This window comes from Spartinivicinus ruber (assembly GCF_011009015.1).
Classification (GTDB): domain Bacteria; phylum Pseudomonadota; class Gammaproteobacteria; order Pseudomonadales; family Zooshikellaceae; genus Spartinivicinus; species Spartinivicinus ruber.
The window spans coordinates 1-17,016 of record NZ_CP048878.1; the positions used below are offsets into that span (position 1 = coordinate 1).

The 17,016-nt window shown below is 38.0% G+C and carries 13 protein-coding genes; 5 read left to right on the top strand and 8 right to left on the bottom strand.

The window, feature by feature from the left end; translation table 11 throughout:
• The first annotated feature begins 100 nt into the window (after positions 1-100).
• From dnaA to G4Y78_RS00025, 5 genes are all read left to right on the top strand, one after another.
• Entirely contained in the window at positions 101-1,648 is a 1,548-nt protein-coding gene (dnaA, locus tag G4Y78_RS00005) for a chromosomal replication initiator protein DnaA (RefSeq protein ID WP_163830647.1), read from the top strand.
• A 53-nt stretch (positions 1,649-1,701) separates the two neighbouring features.
• Positions 1,702-2,805, top strand: coding sequence for a DNA polymerase III subunit beta (dnaN, locus tag G4Y78_RS00010; protein ID WP_163836337.1), 1,104 nt, complete (start codon positions 1,702-1,704; stop codon positions 2,803-2,805).
• A 40-nt stretch (positions 2,806-2,845) separates the two neighbouring features.
• The gene (gene recF, locus G4Y78_RS00015) at positions 2,846-3,931 is read left to right on the top strand and encodes a DNA replication/repair protein RecF (protein ID WP_163830648.1); all 1,086 of its coding nucleotides are present in this window, start codon (positions 2,846-2,848) and stop codon (positions 3,929-3,931) included.
• 87 nt (positions 3,932-4,018) lie between these two features.
• Positions 4,019-6,427, top strand: a complete 2,409-nt coding sequence (gyrB, locus tag G4Y78_RS00020; protein WP_163830649.1) for a DNA topoisomerase (ATP-hydrolyzing) subunit B — start codon at positions 4,019-4,021, stop codon at positions 6,425-6,427.
• A 306-nt stretch (positions 6,428-6,733) separates the two neighbouring features.
• Positions 6,734-8,005 (top strand): LSm family protein, encoded by a 1,272-nt coding sequence (locus G4Y78_RS00025; RefSeq protein ID WP_163830650.1) that lies wholly within the window; start codon positions 6,734-6,736, stop codon positions 8,003-8,005.
• A 36-nt stretch (positions 8,006-8,041) separates the two neighbouring features.
• Here G4Y78_RS00025 and G4Y78_RS00030 read toward each other — a convergent pair whose 3' ends face one another.
• From G4Y78_RS00030 to gmhB, 8 genes are all read right to left on the bottom strand, one after another.
• Positions 8,042-9,682, bottom strand: a complete 1,641-nt coding sequence (locus tag G4Y78_RS00030) for a hypothetical protein (RefSeq protein ID WP_163830651.1) — start codon at positions 9,680-9,682, stop codon at positions 8,042-8,044.
• A gap of 45 nt (positions 9,683-9,727) precedes the next feature.
• Positions 9,728-10,903 carry a hypothetical protein gene (locus tag G4Y78_RS00035; RefSeq protein WP_163830652.1) on the bottom strand — a complete coding sequence of 392 codons (1,176 nt, stop codon included), beginning with the start codon at positions 10,901-10,903 and terminating at the stop codon, positions 9,728-9,730.
• Between the two features lie 6 nt (positions 10,904-10,909).
• The gene (locus G4Y78_RS00040; protein WP_163830653.1) at positions 10,910-11,938 is read right to left on the bottom strand and encodes a hypothetical protein; all 1,029 of its coding nucleotides are present in this window, start codon (positions 11,936-11,938) and stop codon (positions 10,910-10,912) included.
• 43 nt (positions 11,939-11,981) lie between these two features.
• Positions 11,982-13,232, bottom strand: coding sequence for a hypothetical protein (locus tag G4Y78_RS00045; RefSeq protein ID WP_163830654.1), 1,251 nt, complete (start codon positions 13,230-13,232; stop codon positions 11,982-11,984).
• A 261-nt stretch (positions 13,233-13,493) separates the two neighbouring features.
• The gene (locus G4Y78_RS00050; RefSeq protein WP_163830655.1) at positions 13,494-14,060 is read right to left on the bottom strand and encodes a lysophospholipid acyltransferase family protein; all 567 of its coding nucleotides are present in this window, start codon (positions 14,058-14,060) and stop codon (positions 13,494-13,496) included.
• A 102-nt stretch (positions 14,061-14,162) separates the two neighbouring features.
• Positions 14,163-15,431, bottom strand: coding sequence for an NAD(P)/FAD-dependent oxidoreductase (locus tag G4Y78_RS00055; RefSeq protein WP_163830656.1), 1,269 nt, complete (start codon positions 15,429-15,431; stop codon positions 14,163-14,165).
• A gap of 122 nt (positions 15,432-15,553) precedes the next feature.
• Positions 15,554-16,270 carry a lysophospholipid acyltransferase family protein gene (locus G4Y78_RS00060; protein ID WP_163830657.1) on the bottom strand — a complete coding sequence of 239 codons (717 nt, stop codon included), beginning with the start codon at positions 16,268-16,270 and terminating at the stop codon, positions 15,554-15,556.
• 10 nt (positions 16,271-16,280) lie between these two features.
• Positions 16,281-16,832, bottom strand: a complete 552-nt coding sequence (gmhB, locus tag G4Y78_RS00065) for a D-glycero-beta-D-manno-heptose 1,7-bisphosphate 7-phosphatase (RefSeq protein WP_163830658.1) — start codon at positions 16,830-16,832, stop codon at positions 16,281-16,283.
• Positions 16,833-17,016 lie beyond the last annotated feature (184 nt).

Here is a 17,016-nt window from a genome sequence, read left to right on the forward strand (position 1 = left end):
AAATCTAAGATTGGTGTGGATAACTTTATTAAGAAGATATAGAATGGACCGTTGTGTATTCATTTGTCGCCTGTTGACACATTGAAAAGGGGAGAGATTAGTGTCGCTCACAGTCTGGCAACGATGTCTTGAAATTTTGCAGGATGAGTTGCCTTCTCAGCAGTTCAATACTTGGATAAGACCACTCAAGGTTGAACTTGAGGGCAATGAACTGACCATGTTTGCTCCCAACCGATTTGTAAAAGATTGGGTTAAGGAAAAATATTTAGTCAGAATTGAAGAGATCCTTAATGATTTAGCTGATGACCTGCCATTACTGGTGATGCTTGAAGTTGCTGTGCGTAAGCCTAGTTTTTTAGCCGGCACTCGCCAATCACTTCAGACTGCTAATCAATCAACTGTTGAAACCCGTTCATCTGGTCAGACTATAGCTAAAACATCAGGTAGCTTTGTAAATCCACTATTAAGCAACAACGGTGGTATTAGCCAAGATGAAAATTTAGTTACCACAACAGAACCTACTCAACTGGATGTATTAGCTGAGCTTACAACTGAAAGCACTTCTAGTCAGAAAGTTTCATCAGTGCCAACATCAAGACAGGTAGATGTAGAAGGTGGGTTAAAACATAACAGCTCGCTTAATGTTGATTTTACTTTTGATAGCTTTGTTGAAGGTAAGTCGAACCAACTTGCATTAGCTGCTGCAAGACAAGTGGCTGAAAACCCTGGCGCTGCATACAACCCATTGTTTCTTTATGGCGGAGTTGGCTTGGGTAAAACCCACTTAATGCATTCTGTTGGTAACTTTTTAGTTAAACAAAACAGTCATGCAAAAGTCATTTATCTACATTCTGAACGATTTGTTGCTGATATGGTTAAAGCTTTACAGCTGAACGCAATTAATGACTTCAAACGATACTATCGTTCAGTTGATGCATTGTTGATTGATGATATTCAGTTTTTTGCTGGTAAGGAACGTTCTCAGGAAGAATTTTTCCATACCTTTAATGCGCTGCTTGAAGGTGGTCAGCAAATGATTCTGACTTGTGATCGCTATCCAAAAGAGATTAATGGCCTTGAAGAACGCTTAAAGTCAAGATTTGGTTGGGGTTTGACGGTTGCGGTTGAGCCACCAGAGTTGGAAACGCGAGTTGCCATTTTAATGAAAAAGGCAGAGCAAGCGAAAATAGACCTGCCTCATGAATCGGCTTTCTTTATTGCCCAGCGCGTGCGGTCTAATGTACGCGAATTAGAAGGTGCACTGAAACGAGTAATTGCTCATGCTAACTTTTTGGGCCGACCGATTACCATCGACTTGATTCGTGAATCTCTCAAAGATTTGCTAGCACTTCAAGATAAGCAAGTCAGTATTGATAATATCCAGCGAATGGTTGCTGAGTACTATAAAATTAAAATTGCTGATATTTTATCCAAACGAAGAAGCCGCTCTGTTGCCAGACCACGACAGGTAGCGATGGCTTTATCGAAAGAATTAACCAACCACTCTTTGCCAGAAATTGGTGATGCCTTTGGTGGGCGAGATCACACGACAGTATTACATGCTTGCCGCAAAGTGAAAGAGCTGACTGAAACTGATTCAGAAATTAGAGAAGATTACAAAAACTTGCTTCGGTCACTAACGACTTAAGAATTTATTACAGTGGTTTTCCTGTTGACGACTTTTTGTATGAGAAGGAAATGATGAAATTTACTATTACCCGGGAAGCTTTACTAAGGCCTTTACAAATAGTAGCTGGTGTGGTGGAGCGAAAACATACGTTTCCGGTTTTGTCTAATGTGCTGCTAGTAGTTGATGATAATCAGTTATCGCTGACAGGAACTGATTTGGAAGTAGAGTTCATTGGTCGAGTTCCTCTTGAATCTTCTGCTCAGTCTGGAGAAATCACGGTACCGGCTCGTAAATTGATGGATATTTGTAAGTCGTTACCTGAAGAAGCAGAAATAGAAGTCAAGCAAGAAGATCAGCGAGTGTTAGTGCGTGCTGGTCGAAGCCGCTTTACTTTATCGTCATTACCAGCTACTGAATTCCCAAATATCGAAGAAGGTGAAAGTGCCCATTCGTTTTCAGTATCTCAAGCAAAGCTACGTCGATTAATCGACCGTACTGCCTTTGCAATGGCACAGCAAGATGTGCGTTATTACTTAAATGGTATGCTACTTGAGCTACGCCCAGGTGCATTACGTGGTGTTGCTACTGATGGACATCGCTTGGCAATGTGCACTGTTGATGCAGATATTAATAATGCAGATCTGCATCAGATGATTGTGCCTCGTAAGGGAATTTTGGAAATGGCTCGTTTGCTAGTGGGTGGTGATGAGCCTGTAAATATCGTCCTGAGTAATAACCATATCCGTGCTCATACAGGTGATTTTTCGTTTACTTCAAAACTAGTGGATGGCAAATTTCCGGATTATCAGCGGGTGCTACCAAAAGGTGGTGATAAAGTCTTAGTGAGCGAGCGTCAAGTGTTGCGTCAGTCGTTAAACCGAGCAGCTATTTTATCTAATGAAAAATACCGTGGTGTTAGATTACTAATGGATGACAATGCGCTAACGATTATTGCCAATAATCCTGATCAAGAAGAGGCAGAAGAGCATGTGAATGTTCAATATGACTCTGAGCATCTAGAAATTGGCTTTAATGTCAGCTACTTGCTTGATGTTCTCTCTGTGTTGTCTGGCGACAAAGTAAAACTGACGCTATCTGATTCTAACAGTAGTGTTTTGCTGGAAGAGCTGGAAGACGGAGATTCTACCTATGTAGTAATGCCTATGCGAATGTAATTTTTGTGCCTGCTGACATTTGTTCGAAAGGCGCTGTTGCATGAGCATTTCCCGCTTATCAGTTTCGAACTTACGAAATCTGTGCTCAGTTAACCTTGAGCTTGCCGCTGGTATTAATCTGTTTATTGGAAAAAATGGCAGTGGCAAAACAAGCTTATTAGAGTCGATTTATTTGCTTGGCTTGGCTCGTTCTTTTCGTAGTGCCAAGCTTAAGCCAATCATTAACTCCCATTCACAAGAGTGTACAGTTTTTGCTGAATTATTAACGGAGAATAATCGAAAGCTTCCCTTAGGGCTTAAAAGGAGTTTGTCTGGTGAACTTACAATTCGCTATGCAGGTGAAAAAATTCGTACGGTGGCAAAGCTAGCTCAACTACTACCTATCCAAATTATCAACCCAGATACTTTTCAGTTATTAGAAGGTGGTCCTAAGCTAAGAAGACAGTTTCTTGATTGGGGAGTGTTCCACGTGGAACATCATTATGTGGAACACTGGAGGCAAGCGCAAAAGTGCATAAAACAACGGAATAGTCTACTTAGACGTGATAAAATATCACCAACTGAATTAAAGGTTTGGAGTGAAGCTTTAGCCAATTTGGCCAATAAAATTGACCAGCTGCGTCAGTATTATATAGACCAATTTATACCGGTTTTTAATGAAATAGTTTCCCAGTTAATTGAATTGCCAATGCTTTCCTTAACCTATTATCCAGGTTGGGACAAAAAGGTGGACTTGTTGGCTTTGCTAACATCAAACCTGGACAAAGAACAGAGTCAACATCGAACTTTATATGGCCCACATCGTGCTGATATAAAGGTAAAAATTGATGGGCAGCCAGCTGGAGAAATACTGTCAAGAGGACAATTAAAGCTTGTAACTGCTGCACTGAAAATAGCCCAAGGTTTTTTATTCAGTAAGTTTACTAGCCAGAAGAGCATTTATTTAATAGATGATATTGCAGCAGAGCTTGATAACGATAAGCGAAATAAGTTGTGTCAGCTTATTGAGACAATGAATTGCCAGGCATTCATAACTTGTGTTGAAGATTCATCACTAAATTATGAATGGACTAAAGATGTAAAGATGTTTCACGTGGAACATGGGCAAGTAAGACCATATGTTTAGGCCTGATAAAAATGGCCTGCTAATGTGCCCTTATTTATAAGATGCACTACTAGTTTACTAATTGCTTCAAAGCAGGAGTTATCGTGTATGACCACAAATTACGATGCATCAAATATTAAAGTTTTAAAAGGCTTGGATGCAGTTCGTAAAAGACCAGGTATGTATATTGGTGATACGGACGATGGTACTGGTCTTCACCACATGGTTTTTGAAATTGTAGACAACTCAATTGATGAGGCACTTGCAGGCTTTTGCTCCAAAATTGACATTATCATTCACCCAGATAACTCAGTAACTGTTAAAGATAATGGGCGTGGTATTCCAGTAGACATGCACGAAGAAGAAGGTATTTCTGCTGCTGAAGTTATCATGACTGTATTACATGCTGGTGGTAAATTTGACGATAACACTTATAAAGTTTCCGGTGGTTTACACGGGGTGGGTGTTTCGGTTGTGAATGCACTGTCTAGAGAATTACGTTTAACTATTCGCCGTAATGGCAAAGTACACCAGCAAATATATGATCATGGTGTATCAAGAGAGCCTTTAGCAATTATTGGTGATACTGATTACTCAGGCACAGAAGTACAGTTTTATCCCTCAGAAGAAACATTTACTAACATTAATTTCAGCTATGATATTTTAGCTAAGCGTCTCCGTGAGCTGTCTTTTCTTAACTCTGGTGTTTGCATTCACCTTAGAGATGAGCGTAGTGGCAAGGAAGATGAGTTTAAATATGAGGGTGGGCTGGAAGCATTCGTTGAATACCTTAATCAAAATAAAAACCCCATTAACAAAGTATTTCACTTTACCACCCAGCGGGAAGATGGCATTGGTGTAGAAGTTGCGATGCAGTGGAACGATGGTTTTCAGGAAAACATCTACTGCTTTACTAATAATATACCTCAGCGAGATGGGGGAACGCACTTAGTAGGATTTCGTGGTGCATTAACCAGAACTTTAAATGCTTATATAGAAAAAGAAAATTTACTGAAACAAAAGATAAATACAACAGGTGATGATGCTAGAGAAGGTTTGACTGCCATTATTTCAGTCAAGGTGCCAGATCCAAAATTCTCATCTCAGACCAAAGATAAGTTGGTTTCTTCTGAAGTGAAGTCTGCTGTAGAGCAGGAAATGAATAAGCTGCTTTCTGATTACTTGCTAGAAAATCCACAGGAGTCAAAGTCTATTGTTTCTAAAATGGTAGATGCTGCAAGAGCTCGTGAAGCCGCGCGTAAAGCAAGGGAAATGACTCGTCGTAAAGGGGTATTGGATGTAGCTGGTTTGCCTGGCAAGTTAGCAGACTGTCAGGAAAAAGATCCTGCATTGTCTGAGCTATATATAGTGGAGGGTGACTCAGCTGGTGGTTCAGCTAAGCAAGGAAGAAACCGGAAAACCCAAGCTATCCTGCCACTAAAAGGTAAAATCCTTAACGTCGAAAAAGCTCGTTTCGATAAGATGTTATCTTCAGCAGAAGTAGGCACCCTCATTACCGCCTTGGGGTGTGGTATTGGTCGTGAAGAATTTAATATTGAAAAGTTACGCTATCACAACATCATTATCATGACTGATGCGGATGTTGATGGTTCTCATATTCGAACTCTGTTACTCACATTCTTCTTTAGACAAATGCCTGAATTAATAGAGCAGGGCTATGTCTATATTGCTCAGCCACCTTTATATAAAGTGAAACGTGGTAAGCAAGAAAACTATATTAAAGATGAAGCGGCACTGAATGACTACTTAACTCAAGCTGCATTGGAAAATGCTTCTTTGCACGTTAATGAAGATGCACCAGGGATTAGCGGTACTCATTTAGAAGAGTTGGTAAATGCTTTTCGCAAAATAGAAGCTGCAATTGATAAATTATCACAGCTCTACCCAGCTGAAGTGCTTAAAAATGTTATTTACAGTCAAGAGATTGTAGAAGAATCGTTGAAAGATGAGCATTTAATGACTAACTGGACAGCTGTACTTGATAAAGCACTACAAGTAGAGAGTAAGTCTGGAAAGCTATATAAAGCGGAAGTACAGTTCGATAAAGAACATCAAATTTGGATACCTGTAGTGAAGTTAACTCATCATGGCATTGAGTATAGCTATCCACTTTCTACAGAGTTCTTTATTTCCAATGACTACCAAAGTATGGTGAAGCTAGGAGAAAAGCTGACAGGCTTATTAGAAGAGTCAGCTTATGTAGCAAAAGGTGAAAGAAAGCAACCAGTAGTCAGCTTTGAAGCTGCTTTAGACTGGTTAATGAAAGAAACCACTAAGCGCTTCACCATTCAACGTTATAAGGGATTAGGTGAGATGAACCCAGGTCAGTTATGGGAAACCACAATGGACCCTGAAGTAAGGCGGATGTTAAAAGTATCCATTGAAGATGCTATAGCAGCCGATCAAATCTTTACTACGCTGATGGGGGATCAAGTGGAGCCAAGAAGAAACTTCATAGAAGATAACGCATTAAGGGTAAATAACCTTGATGTGTAAATAAAAAATACACTTTTATTATAGAGACATAAAAATGGGGCTATTAATTAAGCCCCATTTTTTATTTCAATAAAGTGGTGATAATAAAAATCTGCTGTTCAGCCATCCTATCCTTCTTATACTTTTTAAAGTACTTCATCAGCTTTCTGTTTGTCATAATTTGTTTAGTATTTAAAATAAAGAAAATTACGACTACATTTGAAGTATAGTGTTTTCTTAATCAATTAATATACTATTTAAACTTTTAAGTTTTTTATTACATAAATATAAATAGCCAAGCTGCTTTGATAAATAAGGCAATACAAAATGCTAAAAGTAATTATTATTTTAATTGTATTAATTGCAGCCGGAGTAGGGGGCACCCAATACTACATTTCATATAAGGTGGATCAGGCTTTGGAAAAAGCGAGCAGTTTTGCTGCAATGATGGGAGGAGACTTTGCCTACCGCAATGTCCATACAACCTATGATGGTGCGGTAGAGGTAAGTGACGTAGAGCTGGATTTTCCCGCATCAGATGGAGGTGGTTCTGTTAGCACTACAACCAACATGGTCAGAGTCAAGTTCCCATCTTTACTAGATATCCTTCAGCTTGGCTATAGGGATATGAAAGAGCTTCCTTCCAGTTTAAAGCTTCAGATAGAAGGATTTACATTGTCTGCTGCAGATAATGACAGATTAGGGAGACAGTTTACTCCAAATGCAGATACACAATACCCATTTCATATGAGTGCAATTGAAATGGGGCTTAATCAAGTAGTAACTGATTATTCTATTGGTTACACCCATGATTCATATCTTGCAGGGGTAGACTTTAATATTGATTACAACGTAAAAGGTTTAGGTAGTTCTAATATTAATCTTAAAGTAAAGAATGTAAGCTCTTTACAACCTACAGCTTTTATGATGCAAGATCCGCAGTTGCAACTAATGACGATTAGCTATACTGATGAATCTTATAATAAATTGTGGCTAAAGAATTGTCAGGAGAAAAATAAGGTTTCAATTGATCAATGTATATCAGCTGAAATAGATAAATTTAATAAAATATTGAATAGAAACTATAAACTAAAGTTTTCTGATAAGTTTGTTACTAAAATAACTAACTATATGAAAAACTCTGGTAGCTTAAAAATAAGTATTGATTTAAGTGAAGGATCTAAGTCATTAATGAAAGTGACACAAATGGCAAAAGAGCCACTTGATTTATTTATTTATCAAAACGTCATGCTGTCAATTAATGATGAGTATATACAGCCTATTTTTAGCCAGTTATCTGAGAATGAAATAGTCGAAACTGAAGAAACTTTAGACCAAGTTGATGAGAAAGAAAAAATAGTAGAGAAGAAAAAAATAGTATTAAAGACTTATGATGAATTTAAGCAGTACGCTGGCAAAAAGGTTCTAATAATAACAGATAAACGGAAAAAATATATTGGCACTGTGTTAGAGGTGAGTCCAGATAAAATAAAAATAAAAGTGACTCTCCGACAAGGTAATACATTTACCTATCAGCTAGCTTATGACCGAATTAAGTATGCTGAAGTATACGAAGCAGAGCCATTATATCGTTACTAGGTTCAAGTACACCCCTCCTAGAGAGGGGTGACTAATTTACATAGCATCAGGTTGATTAGGCCAATCAATAATAGGCGGTTCTACAATAGGAGGCCAAGGTCTTATTGGTGGTTCAATCACTGGTGGTCTAGATATGCGAATATCCATGCACAGCCAATTCAATTCGTAGTCTTCGCACTTTTTATCCGGTTGGTTTTTATTTAAACAATGTAGCCCTTGTCTAGGTGATAAACTGAGCCTCTCTTTAAGCGCATAATGGCTTTTTTTACTTGTAGCTGAACGAGCCATTATTGCAATTGGGTTTACACAATTTTTAGGCCTTTCTTCAATTTCACCAATAAAACTAGGTTTTTGGTTATTTTTCCAGCCACTCCAATGATAGTTGAAGAACTTAGAGGATGAGTTAGGTGTGCAGTTTGATGCTGATGAATCCCAGCGAAAATTGTTATCAACTTTGCCTTTAACACAATTGATATCTAATATAGTACGATAGTTTTGTATGTTCTTGTCTGGCATAATTAAATTAAGGGAGCCCTTTTTTTGCTGGAGAACTTGTTGAAAGTTAGCTTTAGGGATAAATTGGCTGTTATGGCTATCAGTGTTATCCAGAATATGCCGTTTAGCTCGACTCATAGTAGCTAAGGTTCTTCGGTCGAACTCAAGCTTGGTTTCGGTGAATAAAGTTCTTCCTAAAGCATCCTGAAGTAAGGTGGAGTCAGGTAAAAGACCTGGCTCACCAGGTCTAGCGGCATGTTTAAGCTGGATGCCACATTGATTTATATCATTACAATTAAGTAACTGTTTCATTTTATTTCGAACAGTTTTTTTATTAAATAGTGGGTTGACACCATTCCTTAAGTCTTTAAAAGTAAAGTTATAAAGCTTTATCCAATCCACATCTAAATCATATGTTTTAATTGGGTTTGAACTAATAGACCAATCTACAACACCTGTAAGTAAATGCTCCCAGCCTTCTCCCTGGTTTAATAAATTATTAATTTCTGACTTCCAGCCAGGTAACGTAACAGCATCAAAGACTATTGAGCTTTGAGTTGAACCTGTTTTTGGTAAATTAGAATTTAAGCTATAAAGTAAGTTAATATTAATATCATAAACTTGGTCGGTGCCTTTTAAATGACAAATAGGAATTGTCACAAAAGGGTCTGAACCACCAGAAATAGGAATTTTTTCAATCTTACAATCTAAAGCCAACTGGCCATTTTCAATGTCAAAGGCAGTTGCCATAAAATTAAGTTCAGCAAATTGGTATTTGGCAGGTTTAATAGTTATGTATCCTTGGGCTTTTGCTTCTTTAGTTAGTTTATTGAGTAGTTGGCGGCTTTCTATAGTAGTAAATTGACCTCCAAATCCAACCATTTCTTCACCAGTAAATGGTTGATTTTGTCCAAATAAAGTAACAGCGTAAAAACTAGGTATTTGCCATTGGGGAGCATTAATGCTGTGACTATACTCATTACTACGTAATTTGTAAGTTTGCTGTGCTATTGCACCATACCGAGAGATATACTGGAGAGTTTTAGGTTGTGAAGCATCTCTAATAATGTGAAACTGGTTTAGTACATCAACAGAAAAATTTACTGCACTAGTAACACTTGGAATGTTGGTAAGTAAAGGGATAGCTCCTAACAGAGCTAGCTGCTTGACTCGTTTTTTCATACATTAGTACTCTTATCAGGGATAGCCTTCTTTGGCTTAGTTAAATTATTTGTATTTATTGCAGTGATTATTACCTGACAAGTCAGGACAGTTCTGGCTTATCCAGTTTGCAAATAATTGCCGCATTGGTTGAGGTAGAGCGGGGGCTGACATTGGCATGCCTGGGGTATGGGACTGTATCCCAGTCTCAATTTCAAGGGATCTAAGTTCCAGGCGACGCCAAATTTTCCATGGAGAGTTATTGTTTAGCCAGTGACTTATTGTTGTATTATTGGTTGCATCAAAATATTGTTTTGCGCGTCCTTCTATTCCATGACAATGTACGCACATGCCATCACGAAAAAAACGTCCCCAAATATAAGAAATAGCTTTATTGTTAAGTTTTGTAGAAGTATTTATTAGCTTATCTGGAGTACTTTCGTTTTGCTTTTTAATTGTCTGTTTGGCTGTTTTATAGAACTGGCTAAATAGCTGTTTTAATCCTTTAGCTGTAGACTTTGTTAATTTTAAAACAGGCATAGTTCTTTTTATATTAGGGTTTTTAACCAGGCCATTGGCATAGTTGTAAATCCAATCTGCCGAAAAAAGACTTAACCCTTGCTTATCATAAGGAGCAATTGTTGTTTCATGGCAACTTTTACATTGCTGGTTCCAGATCATTAGTGCTTGTGTTTCATCAGTTTTAATTGATTCAAAGCTAGAATTAGGTAAGTTTTGTCGATTATTTAGCTTGTTAATAATTTGCTTGAGTTGTTGTTTTGTCAATTTTGGGTAAGCCATCATTGTAGTAAAAGGCTTATTTTTTCTATTTAGACTTACAGGTTGTTGTAAAAAAGCAAATAAGTTGTTGAATTCAAATCTAGGCACTCCATCAACTGTAAAAACCACTTGTTGTGGCGCATGCATATAAGACAAGGGTGAGTGGTTCAATTGAGTAAGACGTTTTCTACTGACTGGTAATGCAAATAGTCTTTTATCAAAAATACCTTTATTTAAGTTAATCGCAATATCATTAATTTCTCTATGACAGCCATAACACTGACTGTCTCGCCAATGTCCAAAACCATTAGGAAACACTCCATCAATTGGCTGATCTCTTGAAGAGGTATGGCAGCCATAACACTCTTCAACATAGCCAGCATGTGCTGGCTGTGAAAAAGAGGAGGCAAACGTTATAGCAAGACTGAAAAAATAAACAACAAGAGGTTTATCAATAGCCATAAATAATTAAAAATTAATATTGAATCTGCTAATTGTTTGGCCTGCTTGTAATTCGATGGGCTTAAAGGCTTCTTCTTGGTGTATTTCGACATTAAAGTCAGCAAGTTTGTTTGGACTACTAACTAGAGGATCGTTAACAGTTTCTTCTGTCTCATTTGAGTCTGTTTCTTCCTCAGTTGATGGTTGCTCATCATTGATAACTTGAAGGTTGAAATTATTAGAGAAAACCTGCCAGTGCTCCATGGTTTCTTGATCAGAAACACTTCCAAATAGGGTAGGGTTATTGATTGCTAGTTTTAAGGAAGAATATAAAAAGCTAGTTAGTTTACCAGTATAAACTTGTTTTTCTTCATTAAAAGCAAGAATGTTATCTTTAGTTAAAGTACTGATGATTTCTGGCTGAGAGATAATGACGGGATCAATTTTGCTGACAATATTGGCACTAAAATTAACAACTTGGTTAGTGCTTAAAAAACTAATCAGCTGCTGTTCTGCCTGTTCAATACCACTATTTGCAAAATGATCTCTAGGATAGATAATCTTTAACTTACAAACACTTGGGTAACCACTGATAGAGCTTTCCAATTTATGAACAGTATAGAGCCTTTCAAGTTCTTGTATTAGTTCTTCTGTTGGTTCACAGAGTTTTGCATCATCAGGAAATAGATTTATTTTGGCATCAGCAACGTTATAATTATTTAAAAAATCATAGTAAGCATTATTGCTGTCTTTTCTAATGCTGGGATTTAGGTTTACCCAGATAACTTTAGTATTTCTATTTAGCCTTGTAGGGTTTAGCACTTTTTGATAATAATCTTGATACCATATTGGTCCTTTATTTAACTCTTTTACAGGCACATGAATAATACCATTATCCTGTACCATTCGATCCCAATCTAGATCAGAAAGACGAATATTATCGGCATAACTAAAACAAGCAAGGCTAGCTAAACCCGCTGCTAGGAGTTTTTTCATGGTAAAGAGTCCTCCGTGAATATAGCATGTTAAAAAATGCTTCTGGGCATCAACTATCATATTGATGCCCAGTAATTTTGTTATTATATAATACCTGAAATGGTTACTGCTGATTTGCTATATCGCGACATGCAGGATCGCCCATATCCCAAGACATTTTTCCACCCAAATTACCAGTTACACAGCCAATATTCATAGTGGTTGCTGAGTTTTGTACAGTTCTGCCAGGGTTCCAGTATAAATAACGGGTTTCATTTTTTGTAACAAGAATTTTTTGATAATTTGCTTTTAAAGTAAAGACTGCACTGCGACTTTTCTTCAGCGGATCAATTTGTGATTCTTGATAAACAGCAACTTCGTTAAATAACTCTGTTTCTAAGTCCTTCTGGAACGCTCTGACTGCATCATTAAATGCTGCGTCGCTTGGAGGCTGATCGTAGTACTTACCATCAGAGTGAAGAAACTCTAGTTTTACCCCGCATTGTTCTTCATTAGGACAAGTAGCTAAGTTTTGGAAAAATGCTTCAATTTCTACATCTACACAAGCGAAATTATGCACCGACATATAGGTATGAGCTTGCTCAAAAATTTGTTTCCACTTAATTTTTGCACGAGCAACACGGGTTTTACGCTCGGTACCAATTTCCCACTCAACATCAGCAGTAATTAAATCATCCCATTGAGCACCTTCATTTAATTTGTCTTGAATCAGTTGATCAAAGCCTGGAAGTAAAACGGCTTGAAAGGGTATATTTTGTGAAACTGTGCTTTTTCCTTGTGGGGCTCTGGAGTTTAAACGGTATAACATATCTGTTGGATAATATTGGCCATCTAAACTTTTTACTTCACATTCAACCACTGAACCTAAACCAGTAATATCATCACTTTCTGCACATTTTACATCAGCTCTACCTGCACCAACATCAATAGCAGAAACCATAAACTTAGCTGCTGCTTTGCTAGCAGGAGCAGCACGAGCTGTTAAGCCATAGCTTGAAGCTTCATTGTTTAGGCGTTGTAATGCACCTAGACTCCCTGATGTTGAAAATGATCCCCCTAAGTTAACAATGGTCTCACCTTCAAAAATTCCGCGAGTAACTTGACGAGAAGATGCTGCAAAACGAGGACGAGGATCTGTCGTATGAGTTGCTTGTAGGGCTATATTACCTAGTTTTGGGACATACCAGACTATTTTATCATTATCTGAATCAGCAAATAAGTCAAAGTTAGCCAATATCTCTGCAGAGAATTCTTGGGTTACTGGTTTATCTCTTGGATCCATAGGGGTAGCGTTAGCAAAATTTGCACTACAGGCAGCAACTGCTACTGCTAAAGCGAGGACTTTTTTTTGCATCCTTGACTCCATTTTTATGTGAGTTTTGTTAGTATTGTTTGAAGCTAGGACATAATAATAAACGGCTGATTTATTACAATCAGCCAAAAGTCTAAGTTAAGACCAAGGTATTAATTTTGATAGAGTTAAGAAAAAATAATTTAGTTAGTTACTAATCGCTTTTTCTGTTGAGTTAATTTTTTCTTTATGAGGGTAATTAAAAAATTATTTATTATAAACGGAAGAAAATAAAAGCATCTATAAAGATGCTTTAGAATAGTTCTATAGATAGGGTGTATAAAATTCTTTTATATTTTTCAAATCAAGCTCTGGACTTTCTGTTAATTGAAAAGTAGATCCAAATCCTACAATTCTTTTTTTGTGATCAATAAAAGCAAGATTAATTGGTACATTGGCGTGTTTAGCTATATAGTAAAAGCCTGTTTTCCATTGTTTGGATTTACTACGGGTACCTTCAGGGGATATTACTAAAGAGAACTGGCCTCCGGTTTTAAAATAGTTTGCAATTTGCTCTACTAACCCTGACGATTTGGAACGATCGACAGGAATTCCCCCTAACCAACGCATTATTGGTCCCATTCCCCATTTAAATAAAGATTGCTTACCTAGCCAGCGTACCTTTACTTCCATTCTCAAAGCCATTCCCAGAGTAATAAAAAAATCCCAGTTAGAGGTATGGGGTGCGGCCACTACAACAGATTGTGTCTGATTAGGTTTAGAGCCTTCGATAGACCATTTAGTCAACCGAAACAGAACAGCAGCAAATTTGCCTAAATAGCGGCAAAGATTAACATGATCAAAAATGGTTTTCTGGTTTTTTACTAACATGCAAATGACTTAAAGTAATTACTCATCTACTGTCAGTTTACCATAGAGTAGCCTGAATATTTCATTAGATATTAAAGGTTCTAGACATTCAGGCTAAAGAGTTTACTTCGCTTTTGATGGCTTAGCTAGCCATTCTCTGCCTTTTAGCATGGCATGCCAGTAAACAGCTGGGAGCACTTTTTGTTTCAAGTGCCAGGCTAAACGACTGGGTTGGGTACCTTCATTGAGCCAACCAGGGAAAGTGGGGGCTACTTTACCACCATATAAAAACTCAGCTAAGATTATTTTTCCTCTTTCTACTGTTAATGGGCATGAACCATAACCATTGTAAGCAACAGTAGGGTTATTTCCATTTAGGCAATGAATAACATTTTCAGCTACCACTGGGGCTTGTTTTCGGGCAGCTGCGGCAGTTTTTGCATTAGGGGTAGAGCAGATATCACCAACACCAAAGATATTTGAATATTGGGTGTGTTGTAATGTATCTGGATATACACTCAGCCAACCATTTTTATCAGCTAAAGGGCTATTTCGAATAAAGTCTGGTGCCAGTTGAGGAGGGCACACATGTAATAAATCAAAGGATTTTTCAATGATTTTTTGAGAAGCATCGGCTGTTGTTTGGGTAAAAATAGCCGTTTTACTGTTGGCATCAACGGCTGTTAAATTATGTTTAAAGTGAAGACTAACTGAATACTTTTGTATATATTGCATTAAAGCAGGTACGTATTCCTTAACCCCAAATAAAGCATCTCCTGCATTATAAAAGGCAATATCAATATTGCTTAGCCTTTTGTGTTGTTTCCAATAATCAGCTGATAAATAAAGAGCTTTTTGTGGTGCACCAGCACATTTAATAGGCAATGGTGGTTGGGTGAAAATTGCACGGCCAGATTTAAGTTGAGTCACCAGTTGCCAAGTATAAGGGGCTAACTCAAATGAATAATTAGAGGTAATTCCCTGTCTACCTAAAGCTTGTGGTAGCCCTTCTATTGCTGCCCAGTCTAGCTTAATGCCTGCAGCAACAATTAACATCCGGTAGTTGAGAGCTTGATTGTTGGAAAGAATGACTTGGCTTTGTTTAGGGTTAAAATATTTAACTGCATGCTTTAACCAGCTGGCTTTATTGGGAATAACATCAGCCATTGGCTTTGCTGTTTGCTGAGGCTTAAAAACACCAGCACCGACTAATGTCCAGCCAGGTTGATAGTAGTGACAATTGGCGGGATCAATAATAACAATGTTTAAATGTGGCTCGCGGCTTAATAAACTGGCTGTAGTTGCTATACCGGCAGCACCCCCACCCACTACAACAACATCATAATGTGAGGCTTTATTTTCTATAGTTGGGTTGGCAATAAGGTGACTCATAATGCATTCCTTTGCTATCTCTTCTGCGAATGATCTTTTAGGGTTTTTTGTCGTCGTTCGACGGCTATCCCTAAAAACCCTTCGCTTTGGTTATATGTATTTAAAAAAGCTAAGTGAGAATATTATTTATCAATATTAGCTAACTGTTGTTCTGTCCAAGCATGTAATTCATTACTTAGCTGCTTATGGTTTTTATCTGTGGTATCAATCGGTTTACCGATAATCACGGTAATTGTTCCAGGTTTTTTCAACCACTGATGACTTGGCCATACTCTACCCGCATTATGGGCTACAGGTACTATTTGCTTACCTGCATTGATTGCTAAAGCTGCACCACCAGAGGAGTATTTCCCTAACTTACCACAAGGTTTACGGGTGCCTTCAGGAAAAATTAAAATCCAATTGCCTTGTTGTAATAGGGAGGTTCCTTTGTTAATGATTACTTTTAATGAGCCACGGACATCCTGCCGGTTAATGGCAATAGGGTTTAGCAGTCGAAAGGTCCAGCCAAAAAAAGGAATGAATAAGAGTTCACGCTTGATAACCTGGGTTTGTGGGCTGAAAACCGTTTGTAGAAAAAATGTTTCCCAAGTGCTTTGGTGGTTGCTAATAATTACGCCAGCTGAGTTTGGGATGTTTTCTGCGCCAATCACTCGATAGTGAACACCACATAAGTGCTTAGATAAGAATAAGGCTGTTTGACACCAAGGTTTGACGATAACCCGATGACGACGATTGGCGGGTAATATTGGTAAGCTGACGCAACAAAAAATAAACCAGAACATAGTCCAGGTACTTAATAACAAATAAAAAAGTCCTGTATTAATAATCCTCAGCATTCAAACAGCCTTATTTACTCTGATCCTGTTTAAGCAAAGTTTCGGTGAACTCTGCTAGGTCTTTATACACCGGCACATCATAAGACAGTTCGGGTAATTTTTTTAGCGTGTTTTGGCCTTTTCCTGTTGTAACCAGTGCTGGTTTACAGCCTGCAGTCTCAGCAGCTTGGAGATCTCTTAGTGAATCACCAACCACCCAGGTTTCTTGTGGGTTAAATTGCAGTTGTTTGGCTAATTGATAGATCAAACCTGGCTTAGGTTTTCTACAGTCACAGTTATCCTCTGGGCCATGAGGACAGTAAGTAATAGCTATAATTTTACCGCCTGCTTGACCTATTAACTGCTCCATTTTTTTATGCATAGCAGTAAGAGTTTCTACAGTGAAATAACCTCTCGCGATGCCTGATTGGTTCGTTGCTATAGCCACTTGAAACCCTGCCTGACAAAGCTTGGCAATAGCTTCAATGCTGCCAGGAATAGGTAGCCATTCTTCGGGAGATTTTACAAAGGCATCGGAGTCTTGGTTGATTACTCCATCACGATCAAGGATGACTAAAGGCATTTATTTAATCCTGGCGCAGTTAATTTATTTCTACGCATTTACTACTAAAACTAAGTTCCTACCTCTTATGAGATTCTCGCAAAAGCGGGGGAATATGGAGTGATAGGGGGTTTGAGTCTGCTGTCAGAAACAGCTAAAGCTCTAAAGGCGATAGATGGCCTTTAGAGCGGTGGAAGAATACCCT

Bases quoted from the DNA above. Each gene is read 5' to 3' on its own strand.
- dnaN (WP_163836337.1), top strand. From the start codon at position 1,702: ATGAAATTTACTATTACCCGGGAAGCTTTACTAAGGCCTTTACAAATA.
- recF (WP_163830648.1), top strand. From the start codon at position 2,846: ATGAGCATTTCCCGCTTATCAGTTTCGAACTTACGAAATCTGTGCTCA.
- gyrB (WP_163830649.1), top strand. From the start codon at position 4,019: ATGACCACAAATTACGATGCATCAAATATTAAAGTTTTAAAAGGCTTG.
- G4Y78_RS00025 (WP_163830650.1), top strand. From the start codon at position 6,734: ATGCTAAAAGTAATTATTATTTTAATTGTATTAATTGCAGCCGGAGTA.
- G4Y78_RS00030 (WP_163830651.1), bottom strand. From the start codon at position 9,682: ATGAAAAAACGAGTCAAGCAGCTAGCTCTGTTAGGAGCTATCCCTTTA.
- G4Y78_RS00035 (WP_163830652.1), bottom strand. From the start codon at position 10,903: ATGGCTATTGATAAACCTCTTGTTGTTTATTTTTTCAGTCTTGCTATA.
- G4Y78_RS00040 (WP_163830653.1), bottom strand. From the start codon at position 11,938: ATGATAGTTGATGCCCAGAAGCATTTTTTAACATGCTATATTCACGGA.
- G4Y78_RS00045 (WP_163830654.1), bottom strand. From the start codon at position 13,232: ATGCAAAAAAAAGTCCTCGCTTTAGCAGTAGCAGTTGCTGCCTGTAGT.
- G4Y78_RS00050 (WP_163830655.1), bottom strand. From the start codon at position 14,060: ATGTTAGTAAAAAACCAGAAAACCATTTTTGATCATGTTAATCTTTGC.
- G4Y78_RS00055 (WP_163830656.1), bottom strand. From the start codon at position 15,431: ATGAGTCACCTTATTGCCAACCCAACTATAGAAAATAAAGCCTCACAT.
- G4Y78_RS00060 (WP_163830657.1), bottom strand. From the start codon at position 16,270: ATGCTGAGGATTATTAATACAGGACTTTTTTATTTGTTATTAAGTACC.
- gmhB (WP_163830658.1), bottom strand. From the start codon at position 16,832: ATGCCTTTAGTCATCCTTGATCGTGATGGAGTAATCAACCAAGACTCC.